The sequence below is a fragment of the Actinosynnema sp. NPDC050436 genome (genome assembly GCF_040655415.1).
Taxonomy (GTDB): Bacteria; Actinomycetota; Actinomycetes; order Mycobacteriales; family Pseudonocardiaceae; genus Actinosynnema.
The window spans coordinates 20,615-43,777 of sequence record NZ_JBFAJV010000018.1 but is presented as its reverse complement, the minus strand read 5'-3'; the positions used below and the strand labels follow the sequence as shown (position 1 = coordinate 43,777).

Below are 23,163 nucleotides of genomic sequence, written 5' to 3'. Positions count from 1 at the left end.
ACCGACGCACGTTGCTCAGCGAACTGCTCCACGAGCGTGGGCTGACCGCTGAGGAGTTCAGCGAACACGCCAATCGGTACGCGTACGAGCACGGGATAGACGCCACGTTGAGCGCCCGTCACGTCCACCGGTTGGCCTCCGGTCACCGGGCCGATGGTCGGCCCCTCGGAGCACCGCGAACCGGAACCAGGCGACTGCTGGAGCAGATGCTCGGCGTGCCGGTCGACCGACTGCTCAAGCCGTCGTCCGCGTCGGCTCCCGAGGCGCGGAACTGGTCGTCCGAAGCGCTCGAACTTCGGGCGCGCATCTCGTCCGGACGCAATGTCGACCAGCAAACGGCCTCACTGCTGCAAGAGAAGCTGAACCTCACACGGGTGATCGACCGACGACTCGGAGGAGCGACGCTCCTCGATGAGCTTCGCGCGCAGATCAACCAGATGTGGCAACTGCTCGGCGACGTGCTCGACCACCAGGTGCGCGCGAGGCTCGCCAGCGTGATAGCCGATGCCTCGACACTTGCCGGATGGCAGTCACTGGACCAGGGCATGGTGCGCGAGTCGTGGGAGCACTACGACAAAGCGCGAAGTGCGGCACGGGTGGCGGAATCCCGATCGTTGGAGGCGTACGCGTGCGCCGGTCAAGCAGTCGTCCTGCTCGACATAGGCGACATGCCGGCAGCTCTCGACCTCACGGATCATGCGCTCGACATCGCGCGCGGTCACGCTCCCACATTCCTCGCCGCCTGGCTGACGGCCGCTCACGGCGAAACGCTGGCAGCGAACGGACGTGACTCGGACAGCTTGCGAGCGTTCGACGTGGCCGCGCGGTTGATCACTGACGAATCCGATCGCGCGAGTGCGCCTTACCTCGTTTTCGACGTGACCCACCTGACCCGGTGGCGCGGAAGTGCACTTGCGAGACTTGGCAGCCGAGAAGCGATCGACGTGTTGATCTCAGTACTCGATCAACTCGACCCTACGTTCACCCGGGCAGAAACGGCCCTGAGGGTGGATCTGGTGCAAGCATTGTCCGCGAACGGTGCACGGGCTGAAGTCGAAGCACACGCGGAACGTGCCCGGCTGCTCGCCGCTCAAATCGGGTCGAGCAGGCAGCGCAGACGACTGGAAGCACTAATCCGCTGACTCGCCCCGCTTGCGCTTGGGCATCCGCGAACCCAGGATCTCCGCCGCCTTCCGATCCGAGGCCGCCACCCACGCCGCGTACACCCGCAGGGTCGTTGCTCCACCACCGCCGTGTCCCAGACGTCCGGCGACCGTGCGGAGATCGACCCCGGCCGTCAGCAGCTCCGTCGCGGAGTAGTGCCGCAGGGCGTGGAGATGGGTACCGATCTTCAGCCGCTCCGCCATGTCCTTGTAGCGACTCGACACCGCGTGCGGCGAGTACGGCACGGTCGGGTCCGCCTTGCGCACGCCCAGAAAGACGTACGTGTCCGGCGTCAGCTCGACGTCGAGTTCAGCGAGCCGCTCACGGCAGCGCTGGCGGTGCTCCATGAGCAACACAAGAGTTTCGTTGTCCAGTGCGATACGGCGCATTTGATGCGTCTTGGTGTCCTTCTCCTTGCCGACGCCCCGACGCAAGGTGTAGCTCCGACGGATCTCGACCGTTCCCTCTTCAAGGTTCACGTGCGACCAGCGGAGCGCGCAGACTTCACCACGCCGGACCCCGGTGGTCATCACCAACCAGACGAGGGTTCCCCAGTCGTCATCCATCTCGAAAGCTGCTTCAACCAGCCGTGCGGCATCGGCGGGTGATGGTGGGTCGGGCTGGGGCGGCTTCTGCTTCGGCTTCTGCGCCACCTTCGCCGGGCTGTGGGGTATCCACTCCCACCTGACGGCGGCGTTCAGCACGCCGCTGATGATGGCGTGGATCTGCCGCACGGACGACGCGGCCATCGGGTTGCACTTGTGCGGCTTGCACTTGGCTTCAGCGCAGTCGTGCTCACTCTCGGCCCGGTGCCGCTCGATGAACGGCCGGCCGTCACAACGGGCACGGCACCGCCGCAGGTCCGAGTACAAGCTTTCGAGCGTCCGGGCCGACAGCTTGCGAACCTGCACTTTGCCCAACGCCGGGCGGATCGACCGCTCTATGTAGCCCACATAGCCGTCTCGCGTGTTGTCCTCAAGCTCCACGTTCTTCAGCCACTCGTCAATCGCGTGGGAGAAGGTCACGCTGGTGCTGGTCGAGCGCTGCCGGTCCACTTCGGCCAGCAGCCTCGTCATCACTTTGTCAGCCTGCTTGTGAGCCGCCTTGGTGGTGCCCTTGACGGTCTCCGAGAGGTAGACGTCTTTGCCCGTGACGGGGTCGACGCCCGCGAAGACGCGGACCTGAAGTGAGTTGCCGCGCTGCCGGACGCTGCCCCGCCGGCGGCGCTCCTCGCTGGTGTCGTTGGTGGCCATGGCTCATGGTCACCCGGGGGTTCATGGACGACAACATGGACAGTTGATCTTCAGTCGATCACCGACGACACGTCCACGCTGCTCACGGGGTGGGGCGGGTGGGGTTCGAACCCACGACCTGACGGATTATGAGTCCGCTGCTCTGACCAGCTGAGCTACCGCCCCCTGATGTGCGGTTCAGGAGAGTACAGATCGGTGGGGCGCGCGTCTCGGCAACCCGGCAGCACGTGACCAACCCGTGTGCAACCTCCTACGGGGCTCCGAGGTCGGACGGCCGGTACCCGGTCGGGTAGCCGGGGTACGTGCGGTTGTGCGGGTCGTTGGTCAGGCGGGGTGTGCGGCGTGGTGGGAAGTGGCGGACCAGGCGGGCGCGGAGGCGCAGGGCACGGCGTTCGAAGGCGCCCAGCCACGGTGGCGGCGCGGTGAAGCCGAAGGCCCTGACCATGCGCTCGTCCAGCAGCGCCACGACGGCCCGGGACGTCACCGCCTTCGGCGCGGGGTACCACGAGCAGAACAGGTCCACGGTGTACTGGCCGATCCGGTGGTTCGTCTCGTCGTAGACGAAGTGGCGCTCCTCGTAGGACTCCTTGAACGCCCGGTACTCGTCGAAGTCGCCCGGCACGTCCCGGATCGCCATGCGGGCACCGACCGCGCGGTAGAAGTGGAACGCGGCCAGGCGCTCCTGCGTGGTCAACGGGCGCCAGCCGTAGCGGTCCAGCCAGTCGATCGGCTCGTAGACGAACGTCGACAGCACGTACTTCATGTCGTCGTTGTCGATCTCGTACCGGCCGTGCAGGCGGTTGACCACGCGCAGCGCTTCCCGGCCCCTGGGCGAGTCGTAGCCGTGGTCCACGAGCTCGGCCATGAGCAGGGACGTGTCGTCGTACCGCTGCTGGGCCCGGCGCTCGAACTCGCCGGTCTTGGCCAGCAGGCCGGAGATGGAGGGCACGCAGTAGGTCTTGAACAGCGCGAACTCCAGCGAGCGCACGTAGTCCCAGGGGAACTCGTAGCCGGACGACACGCGCAGGATGCGCTGGTGGTCGCGCACGGGGTCCAGGGACTCGATCAGGCGGCGGTTGGCGAAGCGGTCCGGCATGGGGAAAGCGTGCCGCACGCGCGGCGGCGGGTGATCGGTCCGAACGGGTGGTCCCGCTCGGACCGGGGACGCGCCAATCCGGGGCCGGGGCCGCCGCCGGCAGGTTTCGCGGGCCGCCCCGCCGGCCACCCTGGGGGCAGGACGAGCCAGGAGGAGGACGGCGGGAAATGGACAGGTCGCGCAAGCCCGAGCCGCCCCACCTGACGCGAGAAGCCCCAGGTCGGAGACCTGGGGCTGCGCTGCGATCCTGCTCCCCCTACTGGATTCGAACCAGTAACCCTTCGATTAACAGTCGAATGCTCTGCCATTGAGCTAAGGGGGAATGTTCGGTTGTCCACCGGGCCTTGCGGCCCGACGGGACATAACTCTAGCGCATCCGGAACAGTGCTCGCACACACCCCCTCCTTCTCCGGCAGGACGGTGCGTGACCAGGCACTTCGCCAAGCAGAGGAGACCTCGATGAAGGGCATCCTGTTCGGGGCCGCGATCGGCTACGTGCTCGGCGCGCGCGCCGGTCGGGCCCGGTACGACCAGATCGCGCGGGCCTTCCGCGCCATCGCCGACCACCCCGCCGTGCAGGGGGCCGCCGGGATCGTGCGGGCCAAGGTCGGTGAGAAGACCGGGTTCAAGCGGTCGTCCACCCCGTCGACCAACGGGCACCGGCCCGACGCCTTCCGGCGCGATCCGGTCATCCCGCGCGCGGACTGAGTCCTCCCGCGCGGTCATCCCGCGCGCGGACTAGCGCACCCTGGCCACGGCGAAGACCCGGCGGAACGGGAACCACGTCGTGCCATCGGGGCGCTGCGGGTACTCGGCGCGCAGCAGCGGCGCCAACTGGGCCCGGAACTCGGCCCACGCGGTGTCGTCCAGCGCCGCCCGCACGGGGCGCAGCGCCGTCCCGGTGATCCACTCCAACACCGCGTCCTCGCCCGTCAGCCGCTGGAGGTAGGTCGTCTCCCAGGCGTCCACCTCGGCGGCGGCCAGGACGTCCGCGTAGCCCTCCGGACCGAGCACGGGCGACACCCGCACCGACCCGGCCAGTTCAGGCCACGAGCGGGCGATCAGGGCCCAGGTGACGGCGTGCGACGGGCCGTCGAAGTTCCCCGGCACCTGCATCCCGAGCCAAGCGCCGGACGGCAGCGCGCCGACCCAGCGCCGTAGCAGCGCCTCGTGCCCCGGCACCCACTGGAGGACGGCGTTGGTCACCACGACGTCCGTGTCCGGTTCGGGCTCCCACGTCGTGACGTCCTGCACCCGCGCGTCCAGCCCGCGTTCCCGCGCCGCCGCGACCATTTCGGGCGAGGAGTCCAGCGCCTCCACGACCGCACCGGGCCACCGCGCGACCAGCGCGCCGGTGAGGGTGCCCGGCCCGCACCCCAGGTCCACGACCCGCCTCGGCGTCGTCGCGCCGATCCGGGCGACGAGGTCGTGGAACGGCCGCGACCGGTGGTCGGCGAACGCCAGGTACTTCGCCGGGTCCCACATGCGACACCCCCATAGCAGTACGGACGTACTACTACGGTACCCGGAGCGGCCGTCAGTCCGAGTCGGGCCGCAAGGACGCCAGCCTGGCCGCCGTCTCGGCTGCGATCTCACGCACCCGCGCCACGTCCGCCCCCGGGTCGGGCCGGACCTGGAGCACCACGCCGTCACGCCCCGGTACCTTGCGCTGGAGGAACCACGCACCGGGGTCCTCGTTGCGGTGCCGCGAGCGGATCGAGCCGGTCACCCGCGCGTGCACCACCTCGGGCACCTTGCCCGGCGCGGCCAGCGGGTACTTCACCGCCGGCAGGTCGCGCAGCAGCACGGCCCCGCCCGCGTCGCCGTCCTCCACCGCCTCGACCACGCTCAGCGCGCTCCCGGTCCACGACGCCTTGGACACCAGGTGCCAGCCCAGCCGGCGCGGGCCCGGCAGCCACAGCCCGAGCGTGGTCGCCACCAGAAACCCGTCACCGGTCGCGGCCGACGCCAGCACGTGCTCCTCGGCCGCCAGCCCACCGGTGAAGCCCTCGGGCGCACCCGAGCCGAACAGCCTGCGCCAGATCCCCATCACAGCCCGCCCACCGATTGGTCGCGCAGTTCCTTGTTGTACTCCTCCAGCGCGATCAGGTCACCGAACAGCGCGCGGTACTCGTCGGCGTCCTCGACCGGCGACACCCGCCGCAGCCGCGACTTGATCTCCACGATCTGCGAGCCGACCAGCCGCTGCTGCAAGCGCGCCAGGACGCCCTGCACGTACCGGTACTCGTCCGCGCGCACCTGGAGCGCCTCGACGGACAGCTCCGTGAGCACCGACCGCGCCACCTGCTGGTCGCAGCCCCGGTTGACCGCGTCCACCAGCGCCGGGCCGGACAGCCCGCCGGACACGCCGCCGGCCTCCCGGATCGCCCGGTGCAGCGCCTGGTAGACGGGGTGCGTGAAGACCTCGTCGGGCAGCGAGTCGTAGCCCGGCCCGGCCATCTCGGGCAGTTGCAGCGCGGCTTTCAGCGCCTCGCGCTGGGGCCGCAGCTCGGGGTCGCGCGGGTCGGGCCGCGCCGGGCCGTCGGCCTCGACGGCCAGTGCGCCCTGGTTCGGGTCGACCGGGCGCGGACGGCCCTTCGCGGGTGCCCGGCCGGTCGCGGTCTCGCGCACCCGCCGCACCACGGCCGACTCGTCGTCCCAGCCCACCCACCAGGCGAGCTTGGTCGCGTAACCGTCCCGCTTGGCGCGGTCCTTGATCTGGGCGACGAACGGCACCATCTTCTTGAGCGCCTCGACCCGGCCGTCCACCGAGTCCAGGTCGTAGGTCTGGAGCTGGGTGCGGATGGCGAACTCGAACAGCGGGGTGCGCCGGGCCACCAGGTCGCGCACCGCCACGTCGCCCTTGGCCTGGCGCAGCTCGCACGGGTCCATGCCGTCCGGCGCGACGGCGATGTAGGTCTGGGCGGAGAACTGCTGCTCGCCCTCGAACGCCTTGAGCGCCGCCTTCTGGCCGGCCGCGTCGCCGTCGAAGGTGAAGATCACCTCGCCGTTGAGGTCGTCGTCGATCAGCAGCCGGCGCAGCACGTTCATGTGGTCCGCGCCGAACGCCGTGCCGCACGAGGCGACGGCCGTGGGCACGCCGGCCAGGTGCATCGCCATCACGTCGGTGTAGCCCTCGACCACGACGGCCTGCCGGCGCTTGGCGATCTCCCGCTTGGCCAGGTCGAGGCCGAACAGGACGGTCGACTTCTTGTAGATGGGGCTCTCGCCGGTGTTGAGGTACTTGGCCTGGATCTGGTCGTCGTCGAAGATCCGCCGCGCGCCGAAGCCGACCACGTCGCCGCCGAGGTCGCGGATCGGCCACAGCAGCCGGCGGTGGAAGCGGTCGATCGGCCCCTGCCTGCCCTCCTTGGACAGCTGCGCCTTGATCAGCTCGGTCAGCTCGAAGCCGCGCCCCAGCAGGTGCTTGGTGAGCCGGTCCCAGCCGGCCGGGGCGAACCCGCAGCCGAACGTGCGGGCCGCGCCCTCGTCGAAGCCGCGCTGCGCCAGGAACTCCCGGGCCGGCATGGCGTCGGGCGTGGCGAGCTGCTCGGCGTAGAACTCGGCGGCGGCGCGGTGCGCCTCCAGCAGGCGGGACCGGGTGCCCCGGTCGCGCTGGACGGTCGCACCGCCGCCCTCGTAGGTGAGCTGGATGCCCGCGCGGTCGGCGAGGCGTTCGACGGCCTCCACGAACCCGAGGTGCTCGATCTTCATCACGAAGGCGATCGCGTCGCCGCCCTCGCCGCAGCCGAAGCAGTGAAACGTGCCGTGCGTCGGGCGGACGTTGAAGCTCGGCGACTTCTCGTCGTGGAACGGGCACAGGCCCTTCAGCGCGCCGCCGCCGGCCCGGCGCAGCGACACGTGGTCGCCGACGACCTCGTCGATCCGGCTGCGGTCCCGCACCAACGCGACATCGCTGTCCCGGATTCGTCCTGCCACGGTCGCCGAGTCTAGTGCCGGCAGACTGGGTGCCGTGACCGCCGCCGACAACAGCGCGGCCGGGCCGGGCCTGGCCGCCGCGTTCACCGCGCACCGCCCGCACCTGGTGGGTGTGGCCTACCGGCTGACCGGCAGCGTCGCGGACGCCGAGGACGCGGTGCAGGAGGCGTGGCTGCGGCTGTCGCGGCTGTCCGAGCGGGGGCGCGCGGAGATCGAGGACCTGCGCGGCTGGCTGACCACCGTGGTGGGGCGGCTGTGCCTGGACCGGCTGCGCTCGGCGGCCGTGCGGCGGGAGCGGTACGTCGGGCAGTGGCTGCCCGAGCCGCTGGTCACCTCGTTCGAGGACGACCCGCTGGAGGCCGTGGTCCGCGACGACGGCGTGCGGATGGCGGCCCTGGTGCTGCTCGACGAGCTGACGCCCGAGCAGCGGGTGGCGTTCGTGCTGCACGACGCGTTCGGGGTGCCGTTCGACTCGATCGCCGAGACGCTGGGCTGCACGCCGGCCACGGCCCGCCAGCACGCGTCGCGGGGTCGGCGCGCGGCGTCGGCCGCCCCGCCGCCGCCCCGGGTGGCGCTGGACGCCCAGCGCGAGGTGCTGGAACGGTTCCTGGCCGCGCTGGCCTCGGGCGACGTGGACGCCGTGGTCGGGCTGCTGCACCCGGACGTGGTGCTGGTGGGCGACGCGGACGGCAAGGCGCGCACCGCGCTGAACGTGATCACCGGGCCGGACAAGGTGTCCCGCTTCCTGCTCGGCCTGATGCGCCGGTACGCGGGCCTGCCGGGCGGGGTGCCGGTGCTGGTCAACGGCGACCTCGGCGTGCGGTTCCCGGCTCAGGGAGACCTCGCCGCACGGGTCACCTCGTTCACCCTGCGGGACGGGAAGCTCGTGGCGCTCTACGACGTCTCGAACCCGGACAAGCTGGGCCACGTCCGGTTCTGAGCGCCCCACCACCGCTTTCGATCACCCACACGGCCACGCGGAGCAACCGACCCGCCACTGGGAGTGAACTGAACGGTAGATCCGTGGTGGTCTAGACCTGGATACCGTGAAGCGCGCCGCCTTTCTCCTCGGAAAGGAAAGCTCCACATGACCGAAGAGCTCAACGACGACGGCACCACACGTCGGTCGTTCATCGCCACGGGCACGGCCGCCACGGCAGCCGTGGCGCTGACCGCCGCAGGCGTGGGCTTGGCCGGCATCCCCCTGGCGGAAGGGCAGACCCTGCCCCTGACGCCGCAGTGCACGGACGGCGATGACACCCCTCCCGTCATCGAGGGTCCGTACTTCCGGCGCAACTCGCCGCTGCGCACCAACCTGCGCACGGCGGGCGTGTCCGGCGTGCTGCTCAGCCTGACCGGCTTCGTGTACGACCTGCGGTGCCGGCCGCTGGCCAACGTCCTGGTCGACTTCTGGCAGGCCGACCAGCGCGGGCAGTACGACAACAGCACGACCGCCTACCGGGGTCGCGGCCACCAGTTCACGGCCGCGAACGGCGCGTACACCCTGGAGACGATCGTCCCGAACGAGTACCCGGGCCGCACGCCGCACATCCACGTGAAGGTGCAGGCACCGCGCGGTCCCGTCCTCACCACGCAGCTCTACTTCCCGGACGACACCAAGGCGTACGGCGTCAACTTCGCCGCAGCGAACCGCCGTGACGCGTACTACATCCGCGACACGGTGATCCCGCTCGGCCCGCTCACCGCCAACCGGTACCAGGGCAAGTTCGACTTCGTGGTGCGCACCGCCTGAGCACGGGGGTGGATGGCCGTCCGGGAGACCCGGCCATCCACCCGCACCGGTCACGGCAGCGGCACGCGGCAGGCGTCGCCGGAGGTGAACCCCTGGTCGGTGATGCCGAACGCCGAGTTGAACCGCCCGCGCTGGTTCTCCAGGGCGATCAGGTAGGTCAGCTCGACCAGCCCCCGGTGGCCCAGCCGGCGGTCCAGCTCGGCGACCTGCTCGTCGGTCACGGTGACCGGGGTGTCGGTCATCGCCTCGGCGTAGGCGAGTGCCAATTTCTCGGTGGCGGTGTACTTCTCCGAGGATTGGTACACCCCGATCTCGCGCAGCCGCTCGACGTCGAGCCCCTGGTGCTTGATCAGCATGGTGCCGAAGTCCACGCACCACGAGCAGCCGAGCTTGACCGCCGTCGCGTAGACCACCAGGTCCCGCAGCGACGCGGGCAGCACCTTCGCGCCGCGCTCGACGGCCAGTTCGTGCCGGGAGCCCGCCACGAGCAGCCGCCCGTGGTGGGCGAACACCGCCACCGGCTCGGGCACCGCGCCGTAGCGCCGCCGGGTGACCCAGTACGCGAACTTGACCAGCGGGTTCGCCTGCTTCGCGGTGACCTTGGGAATCCTTGCCACGGCCCCTCCTCGTCTCGGTCCTCTCCCCCTGGACGGGGCGGGACCGGCGAACGTGACACCTTCAGGTGACCCGGCGGAGGTGACGGAGGGCATAGCGTCGATCCCATGAGCAGCCTCACCCTCGAACTCGACCCCGAAGCCGCCGGACTGCTGGCGGGCACCCTGATGGCGGGTGACTCGTGCGCGGTGCGGGTCCGCCACGGCGAGCGCGGCACGGTGCTGCTGTGCGCGCTGCCCGGCCGCGACGGCGAGGGGATGCGGCTCCAGCTCCGGTTCCCCGACCAGGGCTCGACCGCCAGGGCGTGACCCGCAGCGCGCCGACCCGGACGTGACGGTCAGGGCGTGACGGGCGGAGCGCCGGTCAGGGCCTGGCCGCCGGGGCGCTGGTCGACGCCCGGCCGTCAGGGCGTGACGACCTGGGCCAGGAAGTAGATCGCGCCGGTACCCCGGTGCCGGACCAGCAGCAGGTGCGGGCGGTCCACCCGGACCGTCCGGGCCGGCGGGTGCTCGACGACCGAGGTCAGCCGCATCATCACGGCGGTGGCCGCCGCGCCCTCGAAGCCCTGCTCGTCCAGGCGCAGCACGGCTTCGTGCAGCACCTCGTCCACGTACAGCCGGGGGTCGGGGCTCAGCCCGGTCAGGTCGGCGTCCCGGGTGAACAGCTCCCGCACACCGACCTCGCGCAGCGCCGCGCCGAGCGTGGTCGGCACCCGCAGCGAGAGCTTCGGCAGGAACAGCTCGACCCGCCGCTGCTCCAGCGCCCCCAGCACGGCGGGCACGCCCGCGAGGTCGCCGAGGTCGCCGTCGGGCAGCAGCACGACCGCCTCCACGTCCCCGCGCGCGGGGATCGCCACCGCCTGCCAACCGGCCGCCTCGGCGTGCCCCAGGGTGGCTTCCAGCCGCATGGTGGGCACCTCGCCCGCGCCGGCGAACGGCCGGGGCGCGGTGTCGTGCACCGGGAACTCCTCCTTCCAGGCGCACTTCAGGTACAGCGCGTTCACCAGCGAGGCGACCGTGTCGGCCTTCACCGCGCCGACCGGCAGCAGCTCGGGGACCAGGTCCCGGGTGGTGTCGGCGACGTCGGCGTTGATCAGCTCGCGCGCGCCCTCCGGGTCGTCGGTGAACGGGGCGGAGCGCACCCGGCCGCCGGGCCACCGGGCCAGCTCGTCGAGGAAGCCCTCGTTGAGCGGGAGGGCGTCCCACGCCCAGAGCGTGTTCGCCACGGCGAACCCGGCCTCCTCGCCGGGGGCGGAACCGCGCAGCAGCTCGGCGTTGCCCGCGCCGAGCAGCACCTCCAGCTCGCGCCGCGTCCGGCCGCGCGCGGCGTCGGCGGCCATGCCCAGCGCACTGGCCACCGAGTACGGCGACCAGACCGCGTCCCGTCCCCGGTCGGGGGCGACCGCGTCGTGCAGGGTCAGGGCGAAGCTCAGGTGCGCACGGTCGGGCACGGGGTCTCCTCGGGGATCGGGCGGGCACGGTCGAGTGTGCCACCGCTCACCCGGCGACGCCCTTGGCCGCGTGCCACGCCCACGCCTGCGCGTCGGTCAGCAGCGACACCTGGTCGACCACCACGCGCAGCCGCGCCGCGTCGTCGCCGGCCAGCAGCCACGCGGGCACGAACGCCGGGTCGAGCACGTCCGGGCCGCCCGCGAGCAGCCCGGCCACCAGCTCCGCGATCGCCTCGCGCTGGCGGCGCTGCAACCGCAGCCGCTCCGGGTCGCTCATCACGTACCGGACCGCCATCGCCTTGAGCAGCGCCACCTCGGCAGCCACCAGCGGCGGCACCACGAGGTCGGCGGCGTAGCGGGTCAGCGGGCCGTCGCCGTGCGCCGCGCGGGTCGCGCCCACGGCGGCGGACGCGAACCGGCCGACCAGCTCACTGGTGAGCCGCTTGAGCGCGACCTGCGCACCCAGCGACCCGTCGTAGGTGGCCAGCTCCGCGATCACCGGCAGCCGGGCCAGCTCGCCCGCGACCTCCTCCAGGTCGGCGACCGACTCGGCGGAGAAGTGCGCGGCGGCCAGCTCCGCGACGGCCGCGCGCTCCTCGGCGTCGCCGAGCGAGGACAACGCGATGCGGTGCGCGAGCACGCCGTCCTCCACGTCGTGCACGGAATAGGCGACGTCGTCGGCCCAGTCCATCACCTGCGCCTCCAGGCACCGCCGGCCGTCCGGCGCCCCCTCCCGCACCCACCGGAGCACGTCCAGGTCGTCGGGGTAGGCACCGAACTTCACCAGCCCGGCGCGGCGCGGCCACGGGTACTTGGTGGCGGCGTCCAGGCACGCCCGGGTGAGGTTGAGGCCCCGGTCCGTCTTGGGTTCCAGGCGGGTCAGGATGCGCAGGGTCTGCGCGTTGCCCTCGAACCCGCCGCACGGGCCGGCCAGCTCGTCCAGCGCGCGTTCCCCGTTGTGCCCGAACGGCGGGTGCCCGATGTCGTGCGCGAGGCCGGCGGTGTCCACCACGTCCGGGTCGCAGCCGAGCTCCTCGCCGATGCCCCGGCCGATCTGGGCGACCTCCAGCGAGTGGGTGAGCCGGGTGCGCGGCACGCCGGTCACCTCCGCGCCCTCGCCGGGGCCCACGACCTGGGTCTTGCCGGCCAGCCGGCGCAGCGCCGCCGAGTGCAGCACCCGCGCCCGGTCGCGGGAGAACGGCGTCCGCCGCTCGCCCGTCACGCCCGCCAGCACCGCGCCCTTGGGCTCCTCGGCCAGCAGCCGCGCGGAGTCGGAACCGGTGTACCCGCCGCTCATCCGCACAGCGTAAGGAATGCGCCGGCGTTCAGAGCAGGATGCCGTCGAACGCGTCCACGGGGGCCTTCATCAGGTGGTAGTAGAGCAGCGCCCCGGTCTCGCGCTTGATGTAGAAGAACTGGGTCTCGCGGGTCTGCACGTTCGGGCCGCTGCGGGTCGGCGACGTCCAGGCGTCCAGGCCCTGGTCCTCGGCCATGGTGCGGGCGCGCAGCGAGTGCCACGGGTCGGAGACGATCACGGCGGTCTTCAGGGACTTGGCTCGGGCCTTGGTCGCCAGCGCCTGGAGGCTGCCGAGGGTGTCGGTGCCCTCGCCGATCTCCAGGATGCGGTCGGCGGGAACCCCGTTGGACTCCAGCCACATCCGCCCGGCCTGGCCCTCGGTGAAGTTGTCGCCCGGCTGGCGGCCACCGGTGGTGGCGATGTAGCGGACCACGCCCTGCTCGTAGAGCCGGCGGGCGTGCTCCAGGCGGGCCTCCAGCACGTCGGAGGGCACGCCGTTGAACTGCGCGGCACCGAGCACCACGGCCATGTCGGCGTGCGTCCGGTCGTCCTCGCGGGCCACCTGCCAGACCCGGAACGCCGTACCGCCCACCACGAGTAACCCGACCACCAGGGCACCGATCACGGTTCGTTGGACCAAGCGGCGGATCCGGGCCAGGAACGTCACCCCGCCGATGATTCCACACCCGGCGGCAGGGCTGCGAGGATCACGGGATGCCCGCAGAACAGCCCACGATCCTGGCCACCTCCGGCGGTTTGAAGGCCGGTTCCCGCACGACCCTGGAGTTCCACAAGCTCGTCCACCACGCGGTCGAGCTGTCCGGCGCGGCCAAGCCGAAGGTGTGCCACGTCGGCACGGCGGCCGGCGACCAGCGCTCGTTCCAGGCGGAGCTGGGCGAGGCCGCGCGCCTGGCCGGCTGGCAGCTCAGCCACCTGAACCTGTTCGTGATGCCCGCGACCGACGACATCGGGGGGTTCCTGCTGGAGCAGGACGTGGTGTGGGTCGGCGGCGGCAGCGTGGCGAACCTGCTGGCCGTGTGGGAGGTGCACGAGGTCGGCAAGGCGATGCGCCGCGCGTGGGAGGCGGGCGTCGTGCTGGGCGGCGTGTCGGCGGGGTCGATCTGCTGGCACGCCGGCGGCGCGACGGACTCGTTCGGGCCCGACCTGAGGGTGGTGACGAACGGCCTTGCGCTGCTGCCTTACGGCAACGGGGTGCACTACGACTCCGAGGCGTTGCGGCGGCCCACCATCCACGCCGCCGTCACGTCCGGCGTGCTGCCGAAGACCTACTGCACCGACGACGGCGCGGGCCTGCTGTACCGGGGCACCGAACTGGTCGAGGCGGTCTCCGAACGGCGCAACGGCGGGGCCTACCTGGTCGAGCGGGACGGGTCTTCAGGAATCGCACAGGAGGAAACGCTCGACATCCGGCGGCTGTGACTCGGAGTCTGGAAACGTGGGACGAGGACGTGGGGTCGCCGGGCTGGCGCTGGTCGTCGCGCTGACGACGGCGTGCACGGCGGCGGGCCCGGTCGGCGTGCGAGTGCCCGCCGGCGCGTCCGCGCCCACCTCCGGCACGACCCCGCGCCCGGCCGTGCCACCCGTCGACGGGGCCACCGCCCCGGACCTCGCGGCGGCCGTGGCGCGGGCGGTCGAGGGTGCGGACGGCGTCGACCTGGCGGTGTCCGTGCTGGACCTGGCGACCGGGGCGTCCGCCGGCCACCGGGGCGACGTGCCGTTCCACACCGCGTCGTTGAGCAAGCTGCTGGTGGCCGTCGACCTGCTCTCCTCGGGCGAGGTGGACGACGCCGACCGGGAGCGGCTGCGCCGGGCGTTGAGCGACAGCGACGACGAGGCCATGAACGAGCTGTGGACCGGGCACGACGGCCCGGGCGCGGTGGACCGGGTGTCCGAACTGGTGGGCCTCCGGTCGACCCGTGCCCCCGTGGACCCGTCGCAGTGGGGCGACGTGGAGATGTCGGCCGACGACCTGGTCCGGCTCTACCGCTACGTCCTGACCACCCTGCCGGAGGCGGCGCGCACGTTCGTGGTGGACGCGCTGTCCACCGCCCCGGCCACCGCCGCCGACGGCTTCGACCAGGCGTTCGGCCTGCTCAAGCCGGGTGTCGACGGGTACGCCAAGCAGGGGTGGATGTGGTACTACCCGACCGACCTGTACCTGCACTCGGCGGGCGTCGTGGGCCACCGGTACGCGGTGGCGCTGCTGTCGGTGCAGAGCAGCATCTCCCCCGACGACGCGCGCGGCCACCTGGACGACATCACCCGGGCGCTGCTGTCGTCCTTCGCACCGGAGCACTGAGACGCCGGGCGCACCGAAGATCCTGTTCCCTGAGGGGGAACGCGCCGGCCGAACGGCGCTCCAGACCAAGGACACGTCCGAGCTGCCGGGTCGGTGTTCGCGGGTGCGGAGGTCCGGTTCGTCGGGGCGTCGGTCTCCGGCCCGGTCGCGGTGCTCTTCGACGAGGTGGAGTCGGCCTCCGGGGAGCTGGACCTGTCCGGCCTGGCGGTCGAGGGGCGGGTGGGGGACGGCGACCGCCCGCACCTCACCGTGTCCGTCCCGACCACCGGACGGGACGTGCTGGTCCTGCCGCCCACCCGGCTCCGGGGTTCCGGGTCGAGCGGGGCGGGAGGTCTCCCGGCCGGTCGGCGTGACCGGCCGGGGACCCCCGTCTCACGCCGGGCGGATCAGGTCCACCGTCCGGCCGGCCGTGCGGTGGGCCGCAGCCCACTGCTCGATGGCCTGGCGGCACGCCTGGTCCGAGTGGCGCAGGTCGCGCAGGTCGACCCGGACGTGCTTGGTCGCCGGCAGGGCCTCCAGCGCCTCCAGCAGCCTCGGCAGCTTCAGGAACGTGGCGTTGCCGCGCAGCGTCACGTGCTCGTGCTCACCGCCGTCCGGGGCCACCGTGACGGTCAGCCGCGACACGTCCCACGCCGTCTTCACCACGGCCGCCAGCACGCCGACCAGGGTCCCGGTCAGCAGGTCCGTGGTGACGATGAGCCCGGCGGTGAGCAGCAGCACCGCGCTCTCCGCCCGGTCGGTGCGCGCCAGCTCCACGACCCGCCGGGGCTCCAGCAGCTTCCACCCGGCCTGCACCAGGATGGCCGCCAGCACCGCGAGCGGCACGTAGGACAGCACGCCGGGCAGCGCCACGACGAACACCAGCAGCCACACGCCGTGCAGCACGCGGGACGCCTTGGTGCGCGCCCCGGCCTGCACGTTGGTCGCGCTGCGGACGATGACGGCGGTCATGGGCAGCGCGCCGAGCACGCCGCACACGGTGTTGCCGACGCCCTGGGCGACCAGCTCGCGGTTGTACTGGGTGCGCGGACCGGTGTGCATCCGGTCCACGGCCGCCGCGCTGAACAGGCTCTCCGCCGAGGCGACCAGCGCGAACGTCACGGCAGCGCCGAGCACGCCCGCATCGACCAGCGAGAAGTCGACCAGCCGCACCACATCGGTCAGCGGACCGACCTCGATCCTGGGCAACGGCAGGAACACCCCGACGGCACTGGCCGCCACGACGGCGACCAGCACGCCCGGCACGGCGCGGAACCTGGTGCGCTTCCACACCGAGGCGACCACGAGCGTGAGCACCCCGACGCCGATCCCGGCGGGCGAGCCGACCGCCGCGACCACCAGGCCGGGCAGCCCGGTGAACTTCTCCCAGGTGGTGGCGGGCGCGGTCAGGCCGGCGAACGGGTAGAGCTGGCCGAGCACCAGGACCAGGCCGATGCCGGCCAGCATCCCCTGCACGACGGCGGGCGAGATGGCCCGGAACCACCGCCCCAGGCGCAGCAGGCCCATCGCCACCTGGAGCAGGCCCGCGCCGAGCACGATGACGCCCAGCGCGGCCGGGCCGTGCGTGGCCACCGTGTCGGCGACCAGCACGGTGAGCCCGGCGGCGGGGCCGCTGACCTGCAACGAGCTGCCGGGCAGGAGGCCGGCGACGAGGCCGCCGACCACGCCGGTGACGATGCCCAGCTCGGCCGGGACACCGGAGGCCACGGCGACGCCGACGCACAGCGGCAGCGCCACCAGGAACACCACCAGCGACGCCCCGACGTCGGGCCAGTAGGAGGTCCCGCCGGACGGGCGGGACACCGGTTCTTCGATGCGCATGGTCACGCCACTGCTCCTAGAGCGGCTGGAAGCGGTCGGCGGCGAAGGCCGACACGTCGCCGGACTCGATGTCGTAGAACCAGCCGTGCACGCGCAGGTCGCCGGCGTCGAGCCGGTCCCGCACGAACGGGTAGTCCTGCAACGCGCGCAGTTGCGCGACCACGTGCTCCTTGCCCTCGGCCCGCAGGCCGTCGGTGGGCGTGCCGGTCCGGAACGGGGCGTGCGTGGCGAGCCAGCGCAGCATCGTCGGCAGGTGGTCGAGGGCCGGCCGGCCGCTGTGCAGGGCGTTCACCGCGCCGCAGTGCGAATGCCCGCACACGACGATTTCGGCGACCCGCAACTGCACGACCGCGAATTCGATGGTGGCCATCTCGCTGGACGCCGAGTGGGGGCTGAACGCGGGGATCACGTTGCCCGCCGTGCGCAGCTCGAACAGGCTGCCGGGTTCGGCCCCGGTGATGGCCGCGGGTTGGATGCGCGAATCGGCGCAGGTGATGAACAAGGCGGTCGGTGACTGCCCGGCTGCGAGTCGCCGCCCCGTTTCGGGGGAGCGCCGCTGCGAATGCGTCCGGGCGTGCTGAACTAGGTGACGGAAATCCACGGGATTCCTCACAGGTCAGTAGTGGCGAGGATGCGGTTGTGGCACAGCGGTGGGATCAGTTCCGGAACACCTGGAGCGCGGAGGGTGTCGGCCGGTCGGGCCGGCGGCCCCTGGCCGGTGGCGCGGGTTCGGGGTGCCGGGCCCGGCGCGCGGCCGGGTAGTCGGCGGTCGTGGCGGGGCGGTCGGGGCCGAGGCGCTGGGCGGCGGCGGAGAACGCCCGGGTTTCCGGGATCTTGCGGCTCTCCCGGTTCGGCTCCTCCTCGGACAGCGTCTCGGTGACGGCGGGCCGGTGGCCGGTCGCCGCGAGGGCCACGAGGTGCCCGGCCCCGGTGGGCGACGGGGTGAGGACGGCGACGAGTGCCAGGAGCACCGCCGTTACCGCGACACGCGCCATGACACCCCCCGATGATCCGCGCCGGTAGGGATAGTTTTGCAGCGCGGGGTGACGTCAGGGTTAATGGTGCGCCCGATCGACGGCTCAGGCGTCGACATTCACTCGTTTGTGCGTGAGCTAGATCATTCAAAATCGTGAAAACTACTCATCGTGACGGCTAGTGCAGCTGGGCTGCGGCAAGCGTGAAGGCCAGTGCGGCACCGAGGCAGGTGAGCGCACGAACGTGGTTCCCGGGCACCCATTCCCTCAAGTACCGGGTCCAGTACGCCGTCGTGCCCTCGCGCTCCAAAGCGTTGTTGCGCGGAATGTGATATGCGGCGGTGAACACGATGCCGCCCAGCAGGTACAGCGCCGCACCGACCCAGCCGGCCGCCGTCCCGGCGAACGCCGCCGCGACCGACACCGCGCCCGTGCCCAGGAACACCACCAGGAACACCGGGTTGACCACGGCGAGGTTGATCGCCCGCATCGCCGCCAGGCCCTCGGCGGGCGCGGCCCGCCGCAGACCGGGCATGACCATCGCGGAGAACGCGAAGAAGACGCCTGCCATCAGGCCGCAGCCGAGGGCCGCGATGATCGTCAAGGTGAACATGGGGACAGTCAAGACCACCGCAGCGCGGCTCTCCATGGCCGACGGGCTCGATCCCATGTCCGTTCGTCTCTAGGGTTGCGGTCGTGGACGCACTGGCCGGACTGCTCGACGGACCCCGGGCGCGCGGCGCGTTCCTGCTGCGCACCGTCCTGAACCCGCCGTGGTCGCTGCGCATCGAGGACCGCGCCCCGTTGACCGTGGTCGCCGTCGTGCGCGGCGACGGCTGGGCGCTCCCCCGTTCCGGCGACCCCGTGCGGCTGCGTGCGGGCGACGTGGCGGTGCTGCGCGGCCCCGACCCGTACACGCTCGCCGACGACCCCGGCACGCCCGTGCAGGCCGTCGTGCACCCCGGCGGCATCAGCACCACCCCGGACGGCGCGGCGCTGTGCGAGCGGTGGGACCTGGGCGTGCGCACCTGGGGCGGCGACCCGGACGGCTCGGTCGTGCTGCTGTCGGGCACCTACCAGCTCGACGGCGAGGTGAGCCGCCGGCTGCTGTCCGCGCTGCCCCCGCTGCTCGTGGTCGGCGAGTCCGACCTGCCGCTGGTGCCGCTGCTGGCCGGCGAGATCGCCCGGGACGAGCCCGGCCAGGAGGCCGTCCTGGACCGCCTGCTGGACCTGCTGCTGATCTCCGTGCTGCGCGCGTGGTTCTGCCGGCCGGAGGCGGGTGCGCCGGGCTGGTACCAGGCGCACGGCGACCCGGTCGTGGGCCGCGCGCTGCGCCTGCTGCACGCCGACCCGGCCCGGCCGTGGACGGTGGCGTCGCTGGCCGCCGCCGCCGGCGCGTCCCGGGCGGTGCTGGCCCGCCGGTTCACCGAGCTGGTCGGCGAACCGCCGATGGCCTACCTGACCGGCTGGCGGCTGGCGCTCGCGGCGGACCTGCTGCGCGAACCGTCCGCGACGCTCGCCGCCGTGGCCCGCCAGGTCGGCTACGGCACGCCGTTCGCGCTCAGCGCGGCGTTCAAGCGGGTGCGCGGCGTGAGCCCGGCCGAGCACCGCGCCCGCGAGGAGCGCAGCGCCTGACCGGTCAGCCGCTGCGCTCGTGCGGGGCCCGGACCAGCCAGCCGAGCAGGTCGTCCGTCACGTGCTCGCCAACCGCCGCCACGTCCCGGTCGAGCGCGCCGAGCCCGAGCAGGTGCACCGACTCCCGGTCGCGGCCGTGGCGGCGCATGAAGAACCCGGACCCGCCGCTGTCGTCGCCGACCAGCACCCAGTCCGGCGCGTGCTCGCGCACCCCGAAGGTCTCGTTGCGCTCCCGGATCGCCTGCGGCCCGTAGATCAGCACACCGTCCTCGCGCAGCACGCCCGGCGTGGAGTTCCACAGCCGCGCGACGGTCGGGTTCGGGCCGTCGCGCAGCCCCGCCGCCAGCGCCTCGCGCACGGCCAGGAACCCGGCGAACGACCGCGCGCACGGCTCGTCGTCGCCGGTGGCCGCGTCCCGCCGCACCACCGCGTGCTCACCGTCGACCACGTCGTCGAGCGCGAAGCCGTACCGGTCGCCGCAGTGCTCCTCGTAGAACCACAGCCGCGCGCCGTCCAGCCGGTCGGCGAGCCCCGCCGGCGCCTCCGCGAAGCCGTCCGGCCGCAGCGAGGCGATCGGCTCGCCGTCGAGCGCGCCGGACCCGTACTCGGCCAGCCACCACCGGAAGGACGGCGACAGCGGCCCGACCACGGCCTCCGCCGCGCCGATCTCCCCGGCCGACGCGCCGCGACCGGCCACGGCGGTCACCGCCGTCCCGTGCTCGACCAGCTCGCGCAGCAGGACCAGGTCGGGCCGCACGACCGTCAGGCCCCGACCAGCCGGGCCGCCAGGTAGGACTCCAACTGGTCCATCGACACCCGTTCCTGCGACATGGTGTCGCGCTCCCGCACGGTGACCGCGTGGTCGGTGAGCGTGTCGAAGTCGACCGTCACGCAGAACGGCGTGCCGATCTCGTCCTGCCGGCGGTAGCGGCGGCCGATCGCGCCGGCGTCGTCGAACTCGATGTTCCAGTGCCGGCGCAGCGCGTTGGCCAGGTCCTTCGCCTTGGGCGACAGGTCGGCGTTGCGGGACAGCGGCAGCACGGCCGCCTTGACCGGCGCGAGCCTGCGGTCCAGCCGCAGCACGACCCGCTTGTCCACGCCGCCCTTCGCGTTGGGCGCCTCGTCCTCGGTGTACGCCTCCAGCAGGAACGCCATCATCGGCCGGCCGACGCCCGCCGCCGGCTCGATCACGAACGGCCGGTAGCGCGAGTTCGTCGCCTGGTCGAAGTACGACAGGTCGACGCCCGAGTGGTTGGAGTGGGTGGTGAGGTCGAAGTCGGTGCGGTTGGCGATGCCCTCCAGCTCGCCCCACTCCTGGCCGCCGAACCGGAACCGGTACTCGATGTCGACGGTCCGCTTGGCGTAGTGGGACAGCTTCTCCTTCGGGTGCTCGTAGTGCCGCAGGTTCTCCTTCGACACGCCCAGCTCGGTGTACCAGCGGGTGCGCTCGTCGATCCAGTACTGGTGCCACTCCTCGTCGGTGCCGGGCTCGACGAAGAACTCCATCTCCATCTGCTCGAACTCGCGGGTGCGGAAGATGAAGTTGCCGGGCGTGATCTCGTTGCGGAAGCTCTTGCCGATCTGGCCGATGCCGAACGGCGGCTTGCGGCGCGACGTGGTCTGCACGTTCAGGAAGTTCGTGAAGATGCCCTGCGCGGTCTCCGGGCGCAGGTAGTGCAGGCCCTCGTCGGTCTCGACCGGGCCGAGGTGGGTCTTGAGCAGGCCGTTGAACATCTTCGGCTCGGTGTACCGGCCCCGGTTGCCGCAGTTCGGGCACGGCACGTCGGACACGTCGCCCTCGGCGACCTGCTTGCCGGTGCGCTCGGCGTACTCCTCGGCCAGCGTGTCCTGCCGGAACCGCTTGTGGCACGAGTTGCACTCGACCAGCGGGTCGACGAACGCCTCCACGTGACCGGACGCCGCCCACACCTCGCGCGGCAGGATGACCGACGAGTCCAGGCCGACCACGTCCTCGCGGCCCCGGACCATGTAGTTCCACCACTGCCGCTTGATGTTGTCCTTCAGCTCGACGCCGAGGGGACCGTAGTCCCAGGCCGACCTCGTCCCGCCGTAGATCTCGCCGCACGGGTAGACGAACCCCCGGCGCTTGCACAGGCTGACGACGGTCTCGATGCGATCGGCTGCCACGGACGACTCCATCGGAGGGGCGGGTAATCGGGGGTGCCAGGGTAGTCCTCGGCGTCGCGCCTCCATCGGGCGACCACGCCCCGCGCCGGCCGCGGCCTCCCGCGCTCCCGGTGCCCGGCTGCGGCTAGCGCGGGGTGGTGGGACCGGCGGCCTCCCCCAGGCGGACCGTGCCGGCGTCGGCGGCGACCAGGCTGGTCAGCCGCTCCACCTCGCCGCCGCCGGCGACCAGGAGCGGTTCGAAGGCGGCGGGCTCGGCGATCGCCTCCGACAGCAGCGGCACGACGTGTTCGCGCACGTCGAACGGCGACAGCGCGCGCCGGTAGGCCACCACCGAGTCGAACTCGACGGTGAGCACGAACAGGTCCTCCTCGTCCGTCGACCGGCCCAGCGAGCCGCGCGGGCAGCCCGGCCGCGCGGTCAGCAGCTCCAGCGCCCGGCCGACGCGCGCGGTGAAGGACGGGACTTCGGACACGGGCACGGTGAACCGGCAGACGAGCAGCACGGTGCAAGGATGCCACGGTGGCGGATTCGAAGCGGACGCTGATCCCCGGTGCCGGACCCCTGGCGAAGGTGCCTGCCCCGGTGGTGTTCCTGCTGGTCCTGGGCCTGTTCGGGGCGGGGGTGTGGGTGCGCGGCCCGGTCGGCGCGGCGCTGCTCGGGCTGCTCGCGCTCGGGGTGGCCGCACTGCTCGCGGCGACGTGGCGGTTCCTCGCACCGGGCGGGCGCGTCCTGCGGCTGTTGGTACTTGCGGTTCTTGTGCTTGTGACCTGGTCTGTGCTGGGAACGTAGTATTGGGGCTGAAAATCCATACCACGTGGTCGGAGGCACCGTGACGGTCGAAGTGCGGAGCGAGCACGTGCACTCCCCGACGCGCGGCGCGGCCCGCCCCGTGCCGCCGAGGCCGGCGCACACGCTGTCCGCCGCCGGCGAGCTGCTGCGCGCCCTGGCCGCGCCGGTCCGGATCGCCATCGTGCTCCAGCTCCGCGACGCCGACCGGTGCGTGCACGAGCTGGTCGAGGCGCTGGGCGTGGCCCAGCCGCTGATCAGCCAGCACCTGCGGGTGCTCAAGGCGGCCGGGGTCGTGCACGGCGAGCGGCACGGCCGGGAGGTGGTCTACCGGCTGGTGGACGAGCACCTGGCGCACATCGTCGTGGACGCCGTCGCGCACGTCGACGAGGGCCCGCGTGGTATCAACTCGGGAGTACTCGGGACGGAGGAACTGTGACCACGAGCGAGCGCCCCAACACGAACGTGCCGGGCCTGCGTTCCACCAAGCAGCGCACCGCCGTCTCCCGCCTGCTCGATTCGCTGGACGACTTCCGCTCGGCGCAGGACCTGCACGAGGAGCTGCGCCGGCGGGGCGAGGGCATCGGCCTGACCACGGTGTACCGCACGCTCCAGTCGCTGGCCGACGCCGGCGAGGTGGACGTGCTGCGCACCGACTCGGGCGAGGCCATCTACCGCCGCTGCTCGTCGCACCACCACCACCACCTGGTGTGCCGCACCTGCGGGCGCACCGTGGAGGTGGAGGGGCCGACGGTGGAGCGCTGGGCCGACCGGGTGGCCGAGGAGAACGGGTTCTCCGAGGTCAGCCACACCGTGGAGATCTTCGGCACGTGCTCGGAGTGCGCCAAGGCGGCGAAATCCGACCCCGCCTGACGGCTCCCCCCGCACGGCGGTGCGCCGCTCGCCCGGGGC

Annotated in this window: 27 protein-coding genes and 2 tRNA genes; 11 read left to right on the top strand and 18 right to left on the bottom strand. The window is 72.4% G+C overall.

What is annotated here, in order from left to right; all coding sequences use genetic code 11:
* Positions 1–11 precede the first annotated feature (11 nt).
* Positions 12–1,142, top strand: a complete 1,131-nt coding sequence (locus tag AB0I60_RS32100) for a hypothetical protein (protein ID WP_360736482.1) — start codon at positions 12–14, stop codon at positions 1,140–1,142.
* Here AB0I60_RS32100 and AB0I60_RS32095 read toward each other — a convergent pair.
* The 4 genes from AB0I60_RS32095 to AB0I60_RS32080 form a co-directional block, all read right to left on the bottom strand.
* On the bottom strand, positions 1,131–2,417 hold the full coding sequence (locus tag AB0I60_RS32095) for a tyrosine-type recombinase/integrase (RefSeq protein WP_360736480.1): 1,287 nt from the start codon (positions 2,415–2,417) through the stop codon (positions 1,131–1,133). The genes AB0I60_RS32100 and AB0I60_RS32095 overlap by 12 nt on opposite strands.
* 90 nt (positions 2,418–2,507) lie before the next feature.
* A tRNA-Ile gene (locus AB0I60_RS32090) sits at positions 2,508–2,582 on the bottom strand.
* Between the two features lie 85 nt (positions 2,583–2,667).
* Positions 2,668–3,513: an oxygenase MpaB family protein gene (locus AB0I60_RS32085; RefSeq protein WP_360736477.1), complete on the bottom strand. Its 846-nt coding sequence runs from the start codon at positions 3,511–3,513 to the stop codon at positions 2,668–2,670.
* 250 nt (positions 3,514–3,763) lie between these two features.
* Positions 3,764–3,835, bottom strand: a tRNA-Asn gene (locus AB0I60_RS32080).
* Between the two features lie 137 nt (positions 3,836–3,972).
* Here AB0I60_RS32080 and AB0I60_RS32075 point away from each other — a divergent pair.
* Positions 3,973–4,221 (top strand): hypothetical protein, encoded by a 249-nt coding sequence (locus tag AB0I60_RS32075; protein ID WP_360736475.1) that lies wholly within the window; start codon positions 3,973–3,975, stop codon positions 4,219–4,221.
* A gap of 30 nt (positions 4,222–4,251) precedes the next feature.
* Here AB0I60_RS32075 and AB0I60_RS32070 read toward each other — a convergent pair whose 3' ends face one another.
* Genes AB0I60_RS32070 through dnaG form a run of 3 tightly spaced genes read right to left on the bottom strand, consistent with a single transcriptional unit; the run spans position 4,252 to position 7,452 of the window.
* Entirely contained in the window at positions 4,252–4,998 is a 747-nt protein-coding gene (locus AB0I60_RS32070) for a trans-aconitate 2-methyltransferase (RefSeq protein ID WP_360736472.1), read from the bottom strand.
* A gap of 52 nt (positions 4,999–5,050) precedes the next feature.
* Positions 5,051–5,563, bottom strand: a complete 513-nt coding sequence (locus AB0I60_RS32065; RefSeq protein WP_360736715.1) for a hypothetical protein — start codon at positions 5,561–5,563, stop codon at positions 5,051–5,053.
* On the bottom strand, positions 5,563–7,452 hold the full coding sequence (gene dnaG, locus AB0I60_RS32060) for a DNA primase (protein WP_360736470.1): 1,890 nt from the start codon (positions 7,450–7,452) through the stop codon (positions 5,563–5,565). The genes AB0I60_RS32065 and dnaG overlap by 1 nt, the downstream gene beginning before the upstream one ends.
* A gap of 34 nt (positions 7,453–7,486) precedes the next feature.
* Between dnaG and AB0I60_RS32055 the strand changes: the two genes are divergently transcribed.
* Both AB0I60_RS32055 and AB0I60_RS32050 read left to right on the top strand, forming a co-directional pair.
* Positions 7,487–8,392, top strand: coding sequence for a sigma-70 family RNA polymerase sigma factor (locus AB0I60_RS32055; RefSeq protein WP_360736468.1), 906 nt, complete (start codon positions 7,487–7,489; stop codon positions 8,390–8,392).
* Positions 8,393–8,539: 147 nt separating this feature from the next.
* Positions 8,540–9,205 carry a dioxygenase gene (locus AB0I60_RS32050; RefSeq protein ID WP_360736466.1) on the top strand — a complete coding sequence of 222 codons (666 nt, stop codon included), beginning with the start codon at positions 8,540–8,542 and terminating at the stop codon, positions 9,203–9,205.
* A 50-nt stretch (positions 9,206–9,255) separates the two neighbouring features.
* Here AB0I60_RS32050 and AB0I60_RS32045 read toward each other — a convergent pair whose 3' ends face one another.
* On the bottom strand, positions 9,256–9,822 hold the full coding sequence (locus AB0I60_RS32045) for a carboxymuconolactone decarboxylase family protein (protein ID WP_360736464.1): 567 nt from the start codon (positions 9,820–9,822) through the stop codon (positions 9,256–9,258).
* Between the two features lie 105 nt (positions 9,823–9,927).
* On the opposite strand from AB0I60_RS32045, the gene AB0I60_RS32040 reads away from it, so the two are divergent.
* Positions 9,928–10,128 carry a hypothetical protein gene (locus AB0I60_RS32040; protein WP_360736462.1) on the top strand — a complete coding sequence of 67 codons (201 nt, stop codon included), beginning with the start codon at positions 9,928–9,930 and terminating at the stop codon, positions 10,126–10,128.
* Positions 10,129–10,223: 95 nt separating this feature from the next.
* Here the strand turns inward: AB0I60_RS32040 and AB0I60_RS32035 are convergent, their stop codons facing one another.
* From AB0I60_RS32035 to AB0I60_RS32025, 3 genes are read right to left on the bottom strand one after another with little or no spacing between them, the layout of a single operon-like run.
* Complete coding sequence (locus tag AB0I60_RS32035) at positions 10,224–11,270, bottom strand: serpin family protein (protein ID WP_360736459.1); 1,047 nt, start codon at positions 11,268–11,270, stop codon at positions 10,224–10,226.
* Positions 11,271–11,316: 46 nt separating this feature from the next.
* Positions 11,317–12,567, bottom strand: coding sequence for a deoxyguanosinetriphosphate triphosphohydrolase (locus AB0I60_RS32030; protein WP_360736457.1), 1,251 nt, complete (start codon positions 12,565–12,567; stop codon positions 11,317–11,319).
* A 28-nt stretch (positions 12,568–12,595) separates the two neighbouring features.
* Complete coding sequence (locus AB0I60_RS32025; protein WP_360736455.1) at positions 12,596–13,177, bottom strand: YdcF family protein; 582 nt, start codon at positions 13,175–13,177, stop codon at positions 12,596–12,598.
* 104 nt (positions 13,178–13,281) lie between these two features.
* Here AB0I60_RS32025 and AB0I60_RS32020 point away from each other — a divergent pair, with 104 nt between their 5' ends.
* Positions 13,282–14,007, top strand: a complete 726-nt coding sequence (locus AB0I60_RS32020) for a peptidase E (protein WP_360736453.1) — start codon at positions 13,282–13,284, stop codon at positions 14,005–14,007.
* 16 nt (positions 14,008–14,023) lie between these two features.
* The gene (locus AB0I60_RS32015; RefSeq protein ID WP_360736450.1) at positions 14,024–14,887 is read left to right on the top strand and encodes a hypothetical protein; all 864 of its coding nucleotides are present in this window, start codon (positions 14,024–14,026) and stop codon (positions 14,885–14,887) included.
* Between the two features lie 372 nt (positions 14,888–15,259).
* Here AB0I60_RS32015 and AB0I60_RS32010 read toward each other — a convergent pair whose 3' ends face one another.
* From AB0I60_RS32010 to AB0I60_RS31995, 4 genes are all read right to left on the bottom strand, one after another.
* Positions 15,260–16,708 (bottom strand): SulP family inorganic anion transporter, encoded by a 1,449-nt coding sequence (locus AB0I60_RS32010; protein WP_360736712.1) that lies wholly within the window; start codon positions 16,706–16,708, stop codon positions 15,260–15,262.
* Positions 16,709–16,724: 16 nt separating this feature from the next.
* Positions 16,725–17,210 carry a carbonic anhydrase gene (locus AB0I60_RS32005; RefSeq protein ID WP_360736448.1) on the bottom strand — a complete coding sequence of 162 codons (486 nt, stop codon included), beginning with the start codon at positions 17,208–17,210 and terminating at the stop codon, positions 16,725–16,727.
* Between the two features lie 154 nt (positions 17,211–17,364).
* The gene (locus AB0I60_RS32000) at positions 17,365–17,703 is read right to left on the bottom strand and encodes a hypothetical protein (protein WP_360736446.1); all 339 of its coding nucleotides are present in this window, start codon (positions 17,701–17,703) and stop codon (positions 17,365–17,367) included.
* 157 nt (positions 17,704–17,860) lie between these two features.
* Positions 17,861–18,295 (bottom strand): anthrone oxygenase family protein, encoded by a 435-nt coding sequence (locus AB0I60_RS31995; protein ID WP_360736443.1) that lies wholly within the window; start codon positions 18,293–18,295, stop codon positions 17,861–17,863.
* 83 nt (positions 18,296–18,378) lie between these two features.
* Between AB0I60_RS31995 and AB0I60_RS31990 the strand changes: the two genes are divergently transcribed.
* The gene (locus AB0I60_RS31990) at positions 18,379–19,317 is read left to right on the top strand and encodes an AraC family transcriptional regulator (RefSeq protein ID WP_360736440.1); all 939 of its coding nucleotides are present in this window, start codon (positions 18,379–18,381) and stop codon (positions 19,315–19,317) included.
* Positions 19,318–19,321: 4 nt separating this feature from the next.
* Here AB0I60_RS31990 and AB0I60_RS31985 read toward each other — a convergent pair whose 3' ends face one another.
* The 3 genes from AB0I60_RS31985 to AB0I60_RS31975 all read right to left on the bottom strand — a co-directional run bounded on the left by AB0I60_RS31985 (position 19,322) and on the right by AB0I60_RS31975 (position 21,967).
* On the bottom strand, positions 19,322–20,074 hold the full coding sequence (locus tag AB0I60_RS31985) for an SMI1/KNR4 family protein (protein WP_360736437.1): 753 nt from the start codon (positions 20,072–20,074) through the stop codon (positions 19,322–19,324).
* Positions 20,075–20,079: 5 nt separating this feature from the next.
* Positions 20,080–21,465, bottom strand: coding sequence for a glycine--tRNA ligase (locus AB0I60_RS31980; RefSeq protein ID WP_360736434.1), 1,386 nt, complete (start codon positions 21,463–21,465; stop codon positions 20,080–20,082).
* A 124-nt stretch (positions 21,466–21,589) separates the two neighbouring features.
* Positions 21,590–21,967 carry an antibiotic biosynthesis monooxygenase gene (locus tag AB0I60_RS31975; RefSeq protein ID WP_360736432.1) on the bottom strand — a complete coding sequence of 126 codons (378 nt, stop codon included), beginning with the start codon at positions 21,965–21,967 and terminating at the stop codon, positions 21,590–21,592.
* 17 nt (positions 21,968–21,984) lie between these two features.
* On the opposite strand from AB0I60_RS31975, the gene AB0I60_RS31970 reads away from it, so the two are divergent.
* From AB0I60_RS31970 to AB0I60_RS31960, 3 genes are all read left to right on the top strand, one after another.
* A complete protein-coding gene (locus tag AB0I60_RS31970) occupies positions 21,985–22,254 on the top strand; it encodes a hypothetical protein (protein ID WP_360736430.1) in 270 nt (89 codons plus the stop codon).
* A gap of 67 nt (positions 22,255–22,321) precedes the next feature.
* On the top strand, positions 22,322–22,690 hold the full coding sequence (locus AB0I60_RS31965; protein WP_360736709.1) for a metalloregulator ArsR/SmtB family transcription factor: 369 nt from the start codon (positions 22,322–22,324) through the stop codon (positions 22,688–22,690).
* Positions 22,687–23,124, top strand: a complete 438-nt coding sequence (locus AB0I60_RS31960; protein ID WP_360736427.1) for a Fur family transcriptional regulator — start codon at positions 22,687–22,689, stop codon at positions 23,122–23,124. Before AB0I60_RS31965 ends, AB0I60_RS31960 begins: the two co-directional genes overlap by 4 nt.
* Positions 23,125–23,163: the final 39 nt, after the last annotated feature.